Origin of the sequence: Streptomyces sp. NPDC050416, assembly GCF_044458845.1 — a bacterium.
Taxonomy (GTDB): domain Bacteria; phylum Actinomycetota; class Actinomycetes; order Streptomycetales; family Streptomycetaceae; genus Streptomyces.
Window position 1 is genome coordinate 563,835 of the sequence record NZ_JBITII010000003.1, and the last position, 16,655, is coordinate 580,489.

Genomic DNA, 16,655 nt, shown 5'->3' on the forward strand with positions numbered 1-16,655 from the left:
CCCCCACGGTACCAGCGGGCTCATTCATGGCCCAAACCCGTCCATGGTCCCCACCCGTGGGACCATGGAGGCTACGTATCGATCCGATCCGACCCGAGACCGCAGACACTGCGGACGCCTCAAGAATCAGGACCCTGCGTGCCCGCGATCCCCAGCCACGTGCCCGAGCCGAGCCGTACCGACCCGGCTCTGATCCGCAACTTCTGCATCATCGCGCACATCGACCACGGCAAGTCCACGCTCGCCGACCGGATGCTCCAGCTGACCGGAGTGGTCGAGCAGCGGCAGATGCGTGCTCAGTACCTCGACCGCATGGACATCGAGCGTGAGCGCGGTATCACGATCAAGTCCCAGGCGGTGCGACTCCCGTGGGCCCCCTCCCACGACAAGAGCAAGACGCACATCCTGAACATGATCGACACCCCGGGGCACGTCGACTTCACCTACGAGGTCTCGCGATCACTCGCCGCGTGCGAGGGCACCATCCTCCTGGTCGACGCCGCCCAGGGCATCGAGGCGCAGACCCTCGCCAACCTCTACCTGGCGATGGAGAACGACCTCACGATCATCCCCGTGCTGAACAAGATCGACCTGCCGGCCGCGCAGCCCGAGAAGTTCGCCGAGGAGCTCGCCCATCTCATCGGGTGCGAGCCCGACGACGTGCTCAAGGTCTCCGCCAAGACCGGGCTCGGCGTCGAGGCGCTGCTGGACAAGGTCGTCGAACAGGTCCCGGCCCCGGTCGGCGTGAAAGACGCCCCGGCGCGCGCCATGATCTTCGACTCCGTCTACGACTCCTACCGGGGCGTGGTGACGTACGTCCGTGTCATCGACGGGCAGCTCAACAAGCGTGAGCGCATCAAGATGATGTCCACCGGTGCCACGCACGAGCTGCTGGAGATCGGCACCAACTCGCCGGAGATGCTGGCGTCCGACGGCCTCGGCGTCGGCGAGGTTGGCTATCTCATCACCGGCGTGAAGGACGTCCGCCAGTCCAAGGTCGGTGACACCGTCACCAGCCAGCACAAGGGGGCCCAGGAGGCGCTCGGCGGGTACAAGGACCCCAAGCCGATGGTGTTCTCCGGCCTCTACCCCCTGGACGGCTCGGACTACCCGGAGCTGCGCGAGGCCCTCGACAAGCTCCAGCTCAACGATGCCGCGCTGGTCTACGAGCCGGAGACCTCCGCCGCCCTCGGCTTCGGCTTCCGCGTCGGTTTCCTCGGCCTGCTGCACCTGGACGTGATCCGCGAGCGGCTGGAGCGCGAGTTCGGGCTCGACCTGATCGCGACCGCCCCGAACGTGGTCTACCGCGTCGTCATGGAGGACGGCAGCGAGCACACGGTCACCAACCCGAGCGAGTTCCCCGAGGGCAAGATCTCGGAGGTCTACGAGCCGGTCGTGCGGGCCACCATCCTGGCGCCCAGCGAGTTCATCGGCTCGATCATGGAGCTGTGCCAGACCCGGCGCGGAACCCTGCTCGGCATGGACTACCTCTCCGAGGAGCGGGTCGAGGTCCGCTACACCCTGCCCCTCGCCGAGATCGTCTTCGACTTCTTCGACCAGCTGAAGTCGAAGACGCGTGGTTACGCGTCGCTGGACTACGAGCCCACCGGCGAGCAGACGTCCAGCCTGGTCAAGGTCGACATCCTGCTGCACGGCGACAAGGTCGACGCGTTCTCGGCGATCACCCACAAGGACCAGGCGTACGCCTATGGCGTGCGGCTCGTCGCGAAGCTCAAGGAGCTCATCCCGCGGCAGGCCTTCGAGGTGCCGGTCCAGGCCGCCATCGGCTCCCGGGTCATCGCCCGCGAGACCATCCGCGCCATCCGAAAGGACGTCCTCGCCAAGTGCTACGGCGGTGACATCTCCCGTAAGCGGAAGCTGCTGGAGAAGCAGAAGGAGGGCAAGAAGCGGATGAAGATGGTGGGTTCCGTGGAAGTTCCGCAGGAGGCGTTCATCGCCGTCCTGTCGAGCGATGACAGCGCGGGGTCGGGCAAGGGCAAGAAGTAATCACGGATTACCGTGGGTTACACGGCAAACCGGGTAGAACAGGGGCCCGTCGTGCGAAAGTGCGGCGGGCCCTGTGCGTATGCGGGGTAGCTCTCTGTACGAAGTGACAGGCCGCGGACCCTTACGCAGGGGCCGGTCGGCCTTTACTCTGATCCCTGCTCGATAGTTACTCGTGAGTTAAACAATGGCTCGCGAACAGCAGCTCGTGAGTGAAAACCAGCCGCACCTGAGCCAGCCGCGCCGTCGCGGGCCCCGGAGGATGTCGTGAGCGACACACAGACACTGATCGAGAACCGTCCGCCCTCCGTGGCGGGCCTCTTCCTGGACCGCGTGTCCGCCACGCCGGACGCCGAGGCCTACCGCTATCCGGTGCCCGCGTCCTCGGGGCAGGGGCCGGACGACTGGAAGTCGCTGAGCTGGGCGCAGGCCGCCGAACGGGTCTACGCCATCGCGGCCGGGCTCATCGAGCTCGGCGTGCAGTCCGAGCAGCGCGTCGCCCTCGCGTCCAGCACCCGCGTCGAGTGGATCCTCGCCGACCTCGGCATCATGTGCGCCGGCGCCGCCACGACCACGGTCTACCCGCAGACCAACGCCGAGGAGTCGGCCTACATCCTGTCGGACTCCGAGAGCCGGGTGCTCATCGCGGAGAACGTGGAGCAGCTGGCCAAGGCGCAGGAGAAGCGCGCCGAGCTGCCCGATCTCACGCACGTCGTGGTCATCGACCCGGCCGGGGTCGAGACCGCCGACTGGATCCTCACCCTGGACGAGCTGGAGAAGCGCGGCGCGGCCCGGCTGGAGAAGGACCCCGACCTGATCAGGGAGCGGGTCGGCGCGATCACCAAGGACCAGCTGGCCACCCTCATCTACACCTCCGGTACCACCGGCCGCCCCAAGGGCGTGCGCCTCCCGCACGACAACTGGTCGTACATGGCGAAGGCGATCGCCGCGACCGGGCTGATCAGCGGCGAGGACGTGCAGTACCTGTGGCTGCCCCTGGCGCACGTCTTCGGCAAGGTCCTCACCTCCGGCCAGATCGAGGTCGGGCACGTCACCGCCGTGGACGGCCGCGTCGACAAGATCATCGAGAATCTGCCGGTGGTGCAGCCGACATACATGGCGGCCGTGCCGCGCATCTTCGAGAAGGTCTACAACGGCGTCGCCGCGAAGGCCCGGGCGGGCGGTGGCGCCAAGTACAAGATCTTCCAGTGGGCCGCCGAGGTCGCCCGCGAGTACGCCAAGGTCTCCCAGGACAACTTCCGGCGGACCGGGACCGCGTCCGTGCCGTTCTCGCTGGGCGCCAAGCACAAGGTCGCCGACGCGCTGGTGTACGCCAAGATCCGGGAGGCCTTCGGCGGGAACCTGCGGGCCTGCGTCTCGGGGTCGGCGGCGCTGGCACCCGAGATCGGGTACTTCTTCTCCGGCGCCGGCATCCACATCCTGGAGGGCTACGGCCTGACCGAGTCCTCGGCGGCGTCGTTCGTGAACCCGGGCGAGGCCTACCGCACCGGCACGGTCGGCAAGCCGCTGCCCGGCACGGAGGTGCGGATCGCCGACGACGGGGAGATCCTGCTGCGCGGCCCGGGCATCATGGAGGGCTACCACAAGCTGCCCGAGAAGACCGCCGAGGTGCTGGAGGCGGACGGCTGGTTCCACACCGGGGACATCGGGGAGCTGTCGCCCGACGGGTATCTGCGGATCACCGACCGCAAGAAGGACCTCATCAAGACGTCGGGCGGCAAGTACATCGCGCCTGCCGAGGTCGAGGGGCAGTTCAAGGCGGTGTGCCCGTACGTGTCCAACATCCTCGTGCACGGGGCCGACCGGAACTTCTGCACGGCGCTCATCGCGCTCGACGAGGTCGCCATCACCGAGTGGGCGAAGGAGAACGGGCTGGAGGGGAAGTCGTACGCGGAGATCGTTTCCTCGCCGGTCACGGTGGAGATGGTGGACGGGTATGTGAAGCAGCTCAACGAGGGGCTTCAGCGGTGGCAGACGATCAAGAAGTTCCGGTTGCTGCCGCGGGATCTCGATGTGGAGCATGGCGAGATCACGCCGAGTCTGAAGCTGAAGCGGCCTGTTGTGGAGCGGGAGTACAAGCATCTGATCGAGGAGATGTACGAGGGGTCTCGCGAGGCGTAGGACCCTGAGTACCCTTTTCCACCCGGCGTTTCAGGTCCTGGACTTCTGCGCGTAGGCGTTCCACCTCTCTGCCTTTGCGGTAGAGGTCCAGGAAGACGCCGACCTTCGCTCTGAGGACCCAGGGGTCGAAGGGCTTGGTGACGTAGTCGGCGGCGCCCGTGGCGTAGCCGCGGAAGGCGTAGCCCGAGTCGTCGTCCGCGCCCGTCAGGAAGATGATCGGGACGTCGCGGGTCTGGTCCAGGCGTTTGATGTGGGCGGCCGTCTCGAAGCCGTCCATGCCGGGCATGCGGATGTCGAGCAGGACGAGGGCGATGGGCTGCCGCAGTACGGCCTTCATCGCCTCCTCGCCCGAACGGGCGCGTATCAGGGGCTCGTTGAGGGAGGCCAGGACGGCCTCCAGGGCGGTCAGGTTGTCCTCCATGTCGTCGACCAGGAGGATTCCGGCGCGTTCGGTGCTCATGACGGTCGCACCTCCTCCGTGCCCTCCGGTTCCGGTGTGTCGTCCGGGTCCAGCAGTTCGCACACGACCGTCAGCAGCCGGTCGATGTCCACCGGCTTGGGCACATAGTCGTTGGCGCCGCGGGCGATGGACTTCTCCCGGTCGCCGGGCATCGCCTTCGCGGTCAGGGCCACGATGGGCAGGTCCGCCCAGCGCGGGGTGCGGCGGATGGCGGAGATGGTCTCGTAGCCGTCCATCTCCGGCATCATGATGTCCATCAGGACCAGTTCGACGCCCTCGCTGCGCTCCAGCATCTCGATGCCCTCACGGCCGTTCTCCGCGTACAGCACGGTCATGCCGACGCGGCTCAGGACATGGGTGAGGGCGAAGACGTTGCGGATGTCGTCGTCGACGATCAGCACCCGCCGCCCGGACAGGATCCGGCCCGGCCTGCCGGACGTCCACGTCTCCAGCCTGGCCGGCGAGGGCCAGGTGTCGTCCGTGTCGTACGCGGCCGGGAAGGGGCCGGCGGTGGCGGGCTCGAGGGTCGGGGGCGGTCCGGGAGGATCCTCGGGGGCCGGTCCGGGCGCCGTGTGACCGGGGCTCACGACCGGCACGTACAGGGTGAACGTGGAGCCCTTGCCGGGTTCGCTCTCGGCGACGATCCGGCCGCCGAGCAGGCCCGCGATCTCCCGGCTGATGGACAGGCCGAGGCCGGTGCCGCCGTACTTGCGGTTGGTGGTGCCGTCGGCCTGCTGGAACGCCTCGAAGATGACCGGGAGTTTCTCCGGCGCGATGCCGATGCCCGTGTCGGACACGGTGAAGGCGATGACGTCGTCGGTGTCCCGCACGTACTGACGCTCGACGTCCTTCACCCGGTCGACCCGCAGCTCGACCTTGCCCGACGCGGTGAACTTGATCGCGTTGGAGAGGAGGTTGCGCAGGATCTGCTGGAGGCGCTGCTCGTCCGAGTACATCTCGCGCGGTACGTCCTCGCCGACCGCCAGCTCGAAGGCGAGCCCCCGGTCGATGGTGAGGGGGCGGAACGTGGCGTGGACGTAGTCCAGCAGCTTGATGAGGGGGAGTCGCTTGGGGCGTACGTCCATCCGGCCGGCCTCGATCTTCGACAGATCCAGGATGTCGTTGATCAGCTGGAGCAGGTCCGAGCCCGAGCGGTGGATCGTCGTCGCGAACTGCACCTCCTGGTCGGAGAGATGACCGTCCGGGTTGTCGGAGAGCAGCCGGGCCAGGATCAGCAGGGAGTTGAGCGGCGTGCGCAGCTCGTGCGACATGTTCGCCAGGAACTCCGACTTGTACTGCGACGACGTCGCCAGCAGGGCGGCCTTCTCCTCCAGTTCGGCGTTGGAACGCTGGAGTTCGCCCTGCTGCTTCTGGAGTTCGTCCGAGCGTTCCTGGAGCTGCATGGCCAGGCGCTGGGACTCGCCGAGCAGGGACTCCGTGCGGGAGTTGGCGATGATCGTGTTGATGGCGACGCCGATGGTGTTGACGAACTGGTCGAAGAAGGCCAGGTGGACGTCGGAGAAGCGGGAGAAGGAGGCGAGCTCGATGACGCCTAGGAGCTTGGCCTCGAAGAGGATCGGGATGATGACGATCGTCGTGGGAGCCGCCTCGCCGAGGCCGCTGTTGATCTTGATGTAGTCGGTCGGGGCGCCCTCGACCAGGATCCGCTTCTTCTCCCGGGCCGCCTGCGCGACCAGGCCGTGCACCGGGAGGGCGCCGGTTTCGACGGTCGCGTCCTGGGCGGCGCCGTAGCCGGCGATGAAGGCGAGCCCCTTGGTGGGAACCGTCGCTCCGTCCTGCTCCGGATCGGCCAGGTAGAACGCGCCGTACTGGGCGTTCACCAGCGGCGTCAGCTCGCGGAGTATCAGGTCGGCGACCTCCATCAGGTCGCGGTGGCCCTGCATCAGGGCGGCCAGGCGGGCCAGGTTGGACTCCAGCCAGTCCTTCGCGCGGGTCGTCTCGCGCAGGTTGGCCACCATCAGGTTGATGTTGTCCTTGAGCTCGGTGACCTCGCCGCGGGTCTCGACCGTGATCGAGCGGGACATGTCGCCCTGGGCCACGGCGGAGGCGACCTCGGCGATCGCGCGGACCTGGGTGGTGAGGTTCGACGCCAGTTCGTTGACGTTCGTCGTCAGGCGCTTCCATGTGCCGTAGACGCCCTCGACCCGGGCCTGGCCGCCGAGCTGCCCCTCGGAGCCGACCTCGCGGGCCACGCGTGTGACCTCCGAGGCGAAGGAGGACAGCGTGTCGACCATCGTGTTGATCGTGGTCTTCAGCTCCAGGATCTCGCCGCGCGCGTCCACGTCGATCTTCCGGGACAGGTCGCCCTGCGCCACGGCCGTCGCGACCTGGGCGATGTTGCGCACCTGTGAGGTGAGGTTGTCGGCCATGGAATTGACGTTGTCCGTCAGGTCCCGCCAGACGCCGGAGACGCCCAGCACCTGGGCCCGGCCGCCGAGCCGGCCGTCGGTGCCGACCTCGCGGGCGACGCGGGTGACCTCGTCGGCGAAGGCGCGCAGCTGCTCCACCATCGTATTGACGGTGTCCTTCAGTTCGAGGATCTCGCCGCGGGCGTCGACCGTGATCTTCTTCGAGAGGTCGCCGTTGGCCACGGCCGTCGTCACCTGGGCGATGTTGCGGACCTGCGAGGTCAGGTTCAGCGCCATGAAGTTGACGTTGTCGGTGAGGTCCTTCCAGACGCCGGAGACGCCCCGGACCTGGGCCTGACCGCCGAGGTTGCCCTCGGTTCCGACCTCGCGGGCGACCCGGGTCACTTCGTCGGCGAAGGCGGAGAGCTGGTCGACCATCGTGTTGATCGTCGACTTGAGCTCCAGGATCTCGCCCTTGGCCTCCACTGTGATCTTCTTGCCGAGATCGCCCTGGGCGACGGCCGTCGAGACCAGGGCGATGTTGCGCACCTGGGAGGTGAGGTTGTCGGCCATGAAGTTGACGTTGTCGGTGAGGTCCTTCCAGACGCCGGAGACGCCCCGGACCTGCGCCCGGCCGCCGAGGTTGCCCTCGGTTCCGACCTCGCGGGCGACGCGCGTGACCTCGTCGGCGAAGGCGGAGAGCTGGTCGACCATCGTGTTGATCGTCGACTTGAGCTCCAGGATCTCGCCCTGCGCGTCGACCGTGATCTTCTGGGACAGGTCGCCGTTGGCCACGGCCGTCGTCACCTGGGCGATGTTGCGGACCTGCGAGGTCAGGTTCGACGCCATGAAGTTGACGTTGTCGGTGAGGTCCTTCCAGACCCCGGACACCCCCCGGACCTGCGCCCGGCCGCCCAACTGCCCCTCGGTGCCGACCTCGCGGGCGACTCGGGTCACTTCGTCGGCGAAGGCGGACAGCTGGTCGACCATCGTGTTGACGGTCAGCTTCAGCTCCAGCAGCTCGCCGGTCGCCTCCACCGTGACCGTGCGGGTCAGATCGCCGCGTGCCACCGCCGTCGTGACCGCCGCGATGTCCCGCACCTGGGCGGTCAGCCGGGACGCCATCGTGTTGACGGCCTCGGTCACGTCCCGCCAACTGCCCGACAGCCCCTGCACCTTGGCCCGGCCGCCGAGCCGGCCCTCGGTGCCGACCTCGCGCGCGACCCGCGTCACCTCGCCGGTGAACAGGGAGAGCTGGTCCACCATCTTGTTCACGGCCCGGCCGAGGCGCCGCAGGTCGCCGCGTAACTCCCGCGTCCCGTCGTGCAGATCGACCCGCTGGGTCAGATCGCCGCCGGCCACCGCGTCCAGGACGCGCGTGGCGTTCGCCGCCGGGGCGACGAGGGCGTCGAGCAGCTGGTTCACGTCGTTGACGCGGGACGTCCACAGGCCTTGACCCGGACTGGCCGAGAGCCGCTCGTCGAGCCGGCCGTACCGCACCAGTTCACGTCTGACCCGCTGCACCTCGGTGGTGAAGTGGATGCCGCGGTCCATGACCTGGTTGAAGACCGCGGTGAGCTCGGCCACCATCCCGTGGCCGGTTTCCGGCACCTTGGTGAAGTCGCCGTCCCGGGCGGCTGTCATGGCCGCGAGCAGGGGACGCAGATCGGATGCACGAATCTGACCGTCTTCGTACCGGTCTTCGACCACTGGAGTAGCACTGTTCTCACTCATGACGGCCCACTTCGGTAACTCGGCGCTTATGGGCGTGGCCAGTCTGTCACCCTGTCGGCATCGACTGTGGCGTATTCGTACGAACTGCCCGGGGAGCTGTCCATGGGGGCCATTCCGACGCAACGGGAGACCGCTTCCCGTGCCTCAGAGGCGCCTGCGCACGCTTCGGAGGTGCCTGGCCCCCCGCACGAGGGGGCCGTCTCCGAGGCGTGTGCGCTGCCTTCCGAGGCGTCGGCGCTCAGGGCCGAGGCCTCGTCACTCGGGGCGGAGGCGTCGGGGCTCGGGGCGGAGGTGCCCGTGGGTGTATCCGAGAGGGCCGGGGTCGTTTCCGAGGCGCCCGTCGTGGTTTCCGGGGCGCCCGCCAAGGAGCGTGCGCGGGCGTACGCGACCCTGTCGGGCAGCTCTCTCGCGCCGGGCTCCGCTCGCGCTCTGCTGCGCGCGGCGATCGCCGAGTGGACCGGACTCGGCCTGCCCGGCGCCGAGCATCTCACCGACCGTCTCGCCGACGACGCCCTGCTCGTCGTCAGCGAGCTCGTCACCAACGCCGTCGTGCACGCCGGCACCGACGTTCAGCTGGAATGCCGGCTGGAAGGCGACGGCAAGGACAGCGCCGCGCTCCTCGTCGAGGTCTCCGACCACCACCCCTCACGTGCCCCGCGCGGCGGCGAGCCGGAAACGCCGCACGACACCCCGGAGTACGGGCGCGGCCTGCGGCTCGTCGGCGCGCTCTCCGAGGCCTGGGGCATCACGTACCGCACGGGCCGGAAGACCGTGTGGGCGCGGCTGCCCGCCGGGGGATGTGACGCCGACGATCAGATCGAGGCGTACGCCGGGGAGCACGCGCTGGCGCGCGGGCTGCGCGTGGCGGAGATCCTGGCGCCGGAGCCGCCCCCGGGGCAGGAGGCCCGGGCGAGGGGACCAAGGGAGGCAGGGCACCCCCACGACCCTGGCGGCGGCTCGGGCGACCTGCGCGACTGGCAGGACCTGCGGGACTGGCGGGAGCGGTACGAGGACTGCGACGGCCGTGACGGACGCGACGGCTCCTGGCTGGGCCGCGGGGCCCTGTCCTTCCTCGCCGAAGCGTCCGACCTCCTCGCCGGACAGCTCGACGAGGACCTGGTCGCCGCCCTCGCCGGGCAGCTGATCGTGCCCCGGCTGGCCGACTGGTGCGCGGTGTGGCTGGAGGACGAGGCCACCGCCGGCGGCTGGAGCGGCGGGGCCGGAGCGGGCGGGCCTCGGCTGGCCCGGGTCTGGCACGGCAGCGAGAACCGCATCGAGGAGCTGCGCCGGGCCCTGGAGAAGGACACACCGCACCCGTCCGACCCGTCAGGGTCCGGGCCTTCCGACTACCCCTGGCCCGGCGAGGCGCTCGGTGACGCCCCCGGCGAGCCGGGCTCGGCCCTGGCGTACCGGCTCGTCGCCGGCGGACGCCCGCTGGGCACCCTCGTCATCGGACGGTCCGGGTCCGCCGGTTTCCCCGACGAGATCACCGGCCTGGTCGAGGACCTCAGCCGCCGGGTCGCGCTCGCCATCGGCGCCGCCCGCCAGTACGCCCGCCAGGCCACCATCAGCGCCGTACTCCAGCGCGGACTGCTGCCCGGCGCCGTGGCCGAGATCCCCGGGGTGCGCAGCGCCCTCGTCTACGAGCCGTGCGACAAGGGCGGGCCCAGCGGTGACTTCTACGACCTGTTCCCGGCGGGCGACGGCCGCTGGTGTTTCGCCGTCGGGGACGTCCAGGGCAAGGGCCCCGAGGCCGCCGTCGTGATCGGCCTGGCCCGGCCCTGGCTGCGGCTGCTGGCCCGGGAGGGCTACCGGGTCGCCGATGTCCTCGACCGCCTCAACCAGCTCCTGCTCGACGACGCCACGGAGGCCGCGGACGCGGCGGCCCGGGCGCTGGTGGCGGCGGGCGCGCGGCCGACCCCGCCCGGTGACGGCCCCCAGACGCGCTTCCTGTCCCTGCTGTACGGCGAGCTGGTCCCCTTCGACGGCGGCGTCCGCTGCACCGTCGCCTCCGCCGGGCACCCGCTGCCCCTGCTGCTCGGAGCGGGCGGCGAGGTCCACACGGCCGCGCAGCCCCAGACGCTCCTGGGCGTCGTCGAGGACGCCACGTACGCCAGTGAGACCTTCGAGCTGCGGTCCGGCGACACGCTGCTGTGCGTGACGGACGGCGTCACCGAGCGCCGCTCCGGCTCCCGCCAGTTCGACGACGGGGACGGGCTGGCGACGGCGCTGGCCGGATGCGCGGGGCTGGACGCGGAGCTGACAGCCGAAAGGATCAAGCGGCTGGTGCACGAGTTCGGGGCGCGGCCCCCGGCGGACGATCTGGCGCTCCTGGTCCTCCAGGCCGAGTGACCGCCCGGGTGCTGGACAATGGAGGACATGCCTTCCGCACTCCCCGACGGTGAGCCCGTCCCCGACGACGGCGCGCTGCCCGCGTCCGCGCTCGCCGGGGCCGCCGACCGTCCGCTCGGGTTCTACCTGCACGTTCCGTACTGCGCGACCCGCTGCGGCTACTGCGACTTCAACACCTACACGGCGACCGAGCTGCGCGGCACCGGTGGTGTGCTGGCCTCGCGCGACAACTACGCCGAGACGCTGGTCGACGAGGTCCGGCTGGCGCGGAAGGTGCTCGGGGACGACCCGCGGCCCGTCCGTACGGTGTTCGTGGGCGGGGGGACACCCACCCTGCTCGACGCCGGTGACCTGGTGCGGATGCTCGCGGCCGTCCGTGACGAGTTCGGGCTGGCGGAGGACGCCGAGGTCACGACCGAGGCGAACCCGGAGTCGGTGGATCCGGCGTATCTGGAGGCCCTGCGCGAGGGGGGCTTCAACCGGATCTCCTTCGGGATGCAGAGTGCGCGGCAGCATGTGCTGAAGGTGCTGGACCGGACGCATACGCCGGGGCGTCCCGAGGCGTGTGTCGCGGAGGCCCGGGCGGCCGGGTTCGAGCATGTCAATCTCGATCTGATCTACGGCACGCCGGGGGAGTCCGACGACGACTGGCGGGCGTCGCTGGATGCGGTGCTGGGGGCCGGGCCGGACCATGTCAGCGCGTACGCCCTGATCGTCGAGGAGGGGACGCAGCTGGCTCGGCGGATCCGGCGGGGCGAGGTGCCGATGACCGACGACGATGTGCATGCCGACCGGTATCTGATCGCGGACGAGGTTCTCTCGGGCGCGGGTTTCGAGTGGTACGAGGTGTCCAACTGGGCGGTCTCGGAGGGCGGGCGCTGTCTGCACAACGAGCTGTACTGGCGGGGGGCCGACTGGTGGGGAGCCGGGCCGGGTGCGCACAGTCATGTGGGCGGGGTGCGGTGGTGGAACGTGAAGCATCCCGGGGCGTATGCGGGGGCGCTGGCGGCGGGGCGGTCGCCGGGGGCCGGGCGTGAGGTGCTGTCGGGGGAGGATCGGCGGGTCGAGCGGATTCTGCTGGAGTTGCGGCTGCGGGACGGTGTGCCGTTGTCGTTGCTGCGGGAGGAGGGGCTCGCGGCGTCGCGGCGGGCGTTGTCGGACGGGCTTCTGGATGCCGGGCCGTACGAGGAGGGGCGTGCTGTGCTGACGTTGCGGGGGCGGTTGCTGGCCGATGCGGTGGTTCGGGATCTCGTGGACTGATGTGCTGCGGCGTTGGTGCTGGGGCCGGGGCGTTGCGCAGCCCGGCGGAGCGGGGTGCCGCTGCGCTCACCCGTGCCGCCTGGGGGCACCTCCCAGGCCCTTAAGGCACTGGGGGAGGCACGACTGCCCGCAGCTAGGGAGCCGTTACGAAGTCGATCAGTTCCTCCACCCTGCCCAGCAGCTCCGGTTCCAGGTCCTTGTACGAGCGGACCCCCGACAGGATGCGCTGCCAGGCCGCGCCCGTGTTGTCCGGCCAACCCAGTGCCCTGCACACGCCTGTCTTCCAGTCCTGGCCGCGCGGGACCCGGGGCCAGGACTCGATGCCCAGGGACGACGGTTTCACCGCCTCCCAGATGTCGATGTAGGGGTGGCCGACGACCAGGGCGTGGTCGCTCGTCACCGACTGGGCGATGCGCCACTCCTTCGAACCCGGCACCAGGTGGTCCACCAGGACGCCCAGCCGCGCGTCCGGGCCGGGGGCGAACTCGGCGACGATCGACGGCAGGTCGTCGACGCCCTCCAGGTACTCCACGACCACGCCCTCGATGCGCAGGTCGTCGCCCCAGACCTTCTCGACCAGCTCGGCGTCGTGACGGCCCTCGACGTAGATGCGCCCGGCGCGGGCCACGCGGGCGCGGGCGCCGGGGACCGCCACCGAACCGGAGGCGGTGCGGGTGGGCCGGGTGGGGCCGGCGGGCGAGGGGCGGACCAATGTCACGGCCCTGCCTTCCAGGAGAAAGCCGCGCGGCTCCATGGGGAACACCCGGTGCTTGCCGAAGCGGTCCTCCAGGGTCACCGTGCCCGCCTCGCAGCGGATCACCGCGCCGCAGAAGCCGGTCCCGGCCTCCTCGACGACCAGACCCGGCTCCGCCGGAACCTCAGGGACCGGCTGCGGCTTCTTCCACGGCGGGGTCAGATCGGGTGAGTACTGGCGCATTCGAATGACGATAGGAGAAGGCGGGGGGCGGTCACGGAGACACGCCGAAACGCACCGCCAGCGCGTCACGCTGGGCGCGGACGAACGCCGCGTCCACCACCGCTCCGTGTCCGGGCACGTACAGCGCGTCCTCGCCGCCCAGGTCGAGCAGCCGGTCCAGGGCCGCCGGCCAGTGCGACGGCACGGCGTCGGGGCCCGCCTGCGGCTCGCCGGACTCCTCGACCAGGTCGCCGCAGAAGACGACCTCCGGATCGCCCGGCACCAGGACCGCCAGGTCATGCGCGGTGTGCCCGGGGCCCACGTTCGCCAGCAGCACCTGGCGTCCGCCACCCAGGTCGAGGGTCCACTCGCCGGAGACCAGGTGGCGGGGTGCGACCAGCCGGTCCGCCGCCTCCCGCGCGGTGGTCTCCGCCAGGCCGCCTCGCACGCCGTCCACGCGCAGCTCCTCGCGGTCCCGTACGCGCGTCAGCAGCGCGTCCACGCCCACCGCGCCGAACACCTCCGCGTCCGTGAACTCCGCCACCCCGAAGACATGGTCGAAGTGGGGATGGGTCAGCGCGAGATGCGTCACACGGTGACCGGTGAGCGACCGCGCCTGCTCGCGCAACCGCGCGCCCTCGGCCGGGCTCGACCCCGCGTCGATCATGAGGACCGCGCCCTCACCGGCGACCAGCCCCACCGTGCAGTCCCACACCGGGAGGCGGCACCGGCCCACTCCCGCGGCCACGCGCTCCCATCCGAGCTCTTCCCAAGTCACTGTCATACAGCGACGCTAGCGGTGACCGCCGCCCCGGGCATGACAGCACGCGACCAGCCTTGCCGGGGGTGTACCTCACAGCCGTACACTGGGCGGGGAATGCTGGCACTCGCAAGCGCAGAGTGCCAGGCCCACAGGCAGGACACGAGGCGGACGACTTCTGGAGGTGTGCGCGAATGCTCAGTGAACGCAGGCTTCAGGTGCTGCGCGCCATCGTCCAGGACTACGTCGGCACCGAGGAGCCGGTCGGCTCCAAGGCCCTCACCGAGCGGCACAACCTCGGCGTATCCCCGGCCACCGTCCGCAACGACATGGCGGCCCTGGAGGACGAGGGGTACATCGCCCAGCCGCACACCAGCGCCGGGCGCATCCCCACCGACAAGGGCTACCGGCTGTTCGTGGACAAGCTGGCCGGCGTCAAGCCGATGACCGCGCCCGAGCGGCGCGCGATCCAGAACTTCCTCGAGGGCGCCGTCGACCTCGACGATGTCGTGGCGCGGACGGTACGGCTGCTGGCCCAGCTCACACGCCAGGTCGCCGTCGTGCAGTACCCGTCGCTCACCCGCTCGACCGTGCGGCACGTGGAGCTGCTCGCTCTCGCGCCCGCGCGGCTGATGCTCGTGCTGATCACGGACACCGGGCGGGTCGAGCAGCGCGTGGTCGACTGCCCGGCGCCCTTCGGCGAGGCCTCGCTCGCGGATCTGCGCGCGCGGCTCAACAGCCGGGTGGCGAACCGCCGTTTCACGGATGTGCCGAGTCTGGTGGAGGATCTGCCGGAGGCGTTCGAGCACGAGGACCGGGGTACGGTCTCCACGGTGCTCTCCACACTTCTGGAGACGCTCGTCGAGGAGAACGAGGAGCGGCTGATGATCGGCGGCACCGCCAACCTGACCCGCTTCGGGCATGACTTTCCCCTCACGATCCGGCCGGTGCTGGAGGCGCTGGAGGAGCAGGTGGTGCTCCTCAAGCTGCTCGGCGAGGCGCAGGATCCGGGCGTGACCGTACGGATCGGTCATGAGAACGCCCACGAAGGACTCAACTCCACGTCCGTCGTGTCGGTCGGCTACGGTTCGGGCGGCGAGGCTGTCGCCAAGCTCGGCGTGGTCGGACCGACCCGCATGGACTACCCGGGAACGATGGGAGCGGTACGCGCAGTGGCACGGTACGTCGGACAGATCCTGGCGGAGTCGTAGTGGCCACGGACTACTACGCCGTACTCGGCGTGCGCCGCGACGCGTCGCAGGAAGAGATCAAGAAGGCCTTCCGGCGGCTCGCGCGCGAGCTGCACCCGGACGTCAACCCCGATCCGAAGACCCAGGAGCGGTTCAAGGAGATCAACGCCGCCTACGAGGTGCTGTCGGACCCGCAGAAGAAGCAGGTCTACGACCTCGGCGGCGACCCGCTCTCGCAGGCCGGAGGCGGCGGTGCGGGCGGCTTCGGGGCCGGTGGCTTCGGGAACTTCTCCGACATCATGGACGCGTTCTTCGGCACGGCGTCGCAGCGCGGACCGCGCTCGCGCACCCGCCGCGGCCAGGACGCCATGATCCGCATCGAGATCGAGCTCGACGAGGCGGCCTTCGGCACGACGAAGGACATCCAGGTCGACACGGCGGTCGTGTGCAACACCTGCAACGGCGAGGGCGCCGCACCGGGCACCTCCGCGCAGACGTGTGACATGTGCCGCGGTCGCGGTGAGGTGTCGCAGGTCACCCGGTCCTTCCTGGGCCAGGTCATGACCTCCCGGCCCTGCCCGCAGTGCCAGGGCTTCGGCACGGTCGTCCCGACCCCCTGCCCGGAGTGCGCCGGCGACGGCCGCGTCCGCTCCCGCCGCACGCTGACCGTGAAGATCCCGGCCGGTGTCGACAACGGCACGCGCATCCAGCTCGCCGGCGAGGGAGAGGTCGGTCCCGGCGGCGGGCCCGCGGGCGACCTGTACGTCGAGATCCACGAACTGCCGCACTCGCAGTTCCAGCGGCGCGGCGACGACCTGCATTGCACGGTCACGCTCCCGATGACGGCGGCCGCCCTCGGCACGAAGGTGCCGCTGGAGACGCTGGACGGCCTGGAGGAGGTCGACATCCGCCCGGGCACCCAGTCCGGCCAGTCGATCCCCCTGCACGGCCGCGGTGTCACGCACCTGCGCGGCGGCGGACGCGGCGACCTCATCGTCCACGTCGAGGTCCAGACCCCGAGCAAGCTGGACGTCGAGCAGGAGCGCCTCCTCCGCGAGCTGGCCAAGCTACGCGGCGAGGAACGGCCTCAGGGCCAGTTCCAGCCCGGGCAGCAAGGGTTGTTCTCTCGGTTGAAGGACGCGTTCAACGGGCGCTGACGTCGGCGGTCCGGCTGCTGCTGGGGGTCCGGCGGTCGGCCCCCGGGCAGGCACAGTCAGCCCGGGCAGCAAGGGTTGTTCTCTCGGTTGAAGGACGCGTTCAACGGGCGCTGACGTCGGCGGTCCGGCTGCTGCTGGGGGTCCGGGGGTCGGCCCCCGGGCAGGCACAGTCAGCCGGGGCAGTAAGGGTTGTTCTCTCGGTTGAAGGACGCGTTCAACGGGCGCTGACGTCGGCTCCTCAGGGGGGCTGAGGGTGGCTTTTCCTCTGGTCTATGCCACACGGCAGGCCGGTTTCGGAGTAGTCCGGAGGA

Annotated in this window: 10 protein-coding genes; 6 read left to right on the forward strand and 4 right to left on the reverse strand. The window is 70.2% G+C overall.

Annotation, left to right across the window (positions count from 1 at the left end; translation table 11 throughout):
• Positions 1 to 138 precede the first annotated feature (138 nt).
• Together lepA and ACIBL4_RS12105 are read left to right on the forward strand one after the other, a co-directional pair.
• A complete protein-coding gene (lepA, locus tag ACIBL4_RS12100) occupies positions 139 to 2,007 on the forward strand; it encodes a translation elongation factor 4 (protein ID WP_356924124.1) in 1,869 nt (622 codons plus the stop codon).
• Between the two features lie 264 nt (positions 2,008 to 2,271).
• Positions 2,272 to 4,146 (forward strand): AMP-dependent synthetase/ligase, encoded by a 1,875-nt coding sequence (locus ACIBL4_RS12105; RefSeq protein WP_399408928.1) that lies wholly within the window; start codon positions 2,272 to 2,274, stop codon positions 4,144 to 4,146.
• Here the strand turns inward: ACIBL4_RS12105 and ACIBL4_RS12110 are convergent.
• Positions 4,055 to 4,606 (reverse strand): response regulator, encoded by a 552-nt coding sequence (locus ACIBL4_RS12110; protein ID WP_399408930.1) that lies wholly within the window; start codon positions 4,604 to 4,606, stop codon positions 4,055 to 4,057. The two genes, ACIBL4_RS12105 and ACIBL4_RS12110, sit on opposite strands and share 92 nt — an antisense overlap.
• Positions 4,603 to 8,709 (reverse strand): HAMP domain-containing protein, encoded by a 4,107-nt coding sequence (locus ACIBL4_RS12115; RefSeq protein ID WP_399408932.1) that lies wholly within the window; start codon positions 8,707 to 8,709, stop codon positions 4,603 to 4,605. The genes ACIBL4_RS12110 and ACIBL4_RS12115 overlap by 4 nt, the downstream gene beginning before the upstream one ends.
• A gap of 342 nt (positions 8,710 to 9,051) precedes the next feature.
• Between ACIBL4_RS12115 and ACIBL4_RS12120 the strand changes: the two genes are divergently transcribed.
• Positions 9,052 to 11,061 carry a SpoIIE family protein phosphatase gene (locus ACIBL4_RS12120; RefSeq protein WP_399409343.1) on the forward strand — a complete coding sequence of 670 codons (2,010 nt, stop codon included), beginning with the start codon at positions 9,052 to 9,054 and terminating at the stop codon, positions 11,059 to 11,061.
• Between the two features lie 27 nt (positions 11,062 to 11,088).
• The gene (gene hemW / locus ACIBL4_RS12125) at positions 11,089 to 12,321 is read left to right on the forward strand and encodes a radical SAM family heme chaperone HemW (RefSeq protein ID WP_399408934.1); all 1,233 of its coding nucleotides are present in this window, start codon (positions 11,089 to 11,091) and stop codon (positions 12,319 to 12,321) included.
• Between the two features lie 133 nt (positions 12,322 to 12,454).
• Here the strand turns inward: hemW and ACIBL4_RS12130 are convergent, their stop codons facing one another.
• Both ACIBL4_RS12130 and ACIBL4_RS12135 read right to left on the reverse strand, forming a co-directional pair.
• Positions 12,455 to 13,258, reverse strand: a complete 804-nt coding sequence (locus ACIBL4_RS12130) for a DUF3097 domain-containing protein (protein ID WP_399408936.1) — start codon at positions 13,256 to 13,258, stop codon at positions 12,455 to 12,457.
• A gap of 31 nt (positions 13,259 to 13,289) precedes the next feature.
• Entirely contained in the window at positions 13,290 to 14,021 is a 732-nt protein-coding gene (locus tag ACIBL4_RS12135; protein ID WP_399408938.1) for an MBL fold metallo-hydrolase, read from the reverse strand.
• A gap of 170 nt (positions 14,022 to 14,191) precedes the next feature.
• Between ACIBL4_RS12135 and hrcA the strand changes: the two genes are divergently transcribed.
• Together hrcA and dnaJ are read left to right on the forward strand one after the other, a co-directional pair.
• Positions 14,192 to 15,208: a heat-inducible transcriptional repressor HrcA gene (gene hrcA / locus ACIBL4_RS12140; protein ID WP_086563135.1), complete on the forward strand. Its 1,017-nt coding sequence runs from the start codon at positions 14,192 to 14,194 to the stop codon at positions 15,206 to 15,208.
• Positions 15,208 to 16,344, forward strand: coding sequence for a molecular chaperone DnaJ (gene dnaJ / locus ACIBL4_RS12145; protein WP_274816221.1), 1,137 nt, complete (start codon positions 15,208 to 15,210; stop codon positions 16,342 to 16,344). The genes hrcA and dnaJ overlap by 1 nt, the downstream gene beginning before the upstream one ends.
• The last annotated feature ends 311 nt before the right edge of the window (positions 16,345 to 16,655 follow it).

What these genes read in the sequence shown, in the direction of transcription:
- ACIBL4_RS12110 (WP_399408930.1), bottom strand. Translation starts at nt 4,606, where the DNA reads ATGAGCACCGAACGCGCCGGAATCCTCCTGGTCGACGACATGGAGGAC.
- ACIBL4_RS12115 (WP_399408932.1), bottom strand. Translation starts at nt 8,709, where the DNA reads ATGAGTGAGAACAGTGCTACTCCAGTGGTCGAAGACCGGTACGAAGAC.
- hemW (WP_399408934.1), top strand. Translation starts at nt 11,089, where the DNA reads ATGCCTTCCGCACTCCCCGACGGTGAGCCCGTCCCCGACGACGGCGCG.
- ACIBL4_RS12130 (WP_399408936.1), bottom strand. Translation starts at nt 13,258, where the DNA reads ATGCGCCAGTACTCACCCGATCTGACCCCGCCGTGGAAGAAGCCGCAG.
- ACIBL4_RS12135 (WP_399408938.1), bottom strand. Translation starts at nt 14,021, where the DNA reads ATGACAGTGACTTGGGAAGAGCTCGGATGGGAGCGCGTGGCCGCGGGA.
- hrcA (WP_086563135.1), top strand. Translation starts at nt 14,192, where the DNA reads ATGCTCAGTGAACGCAGGCTTCAGGTGCTGCGCGCCATCGTCCAGGAC.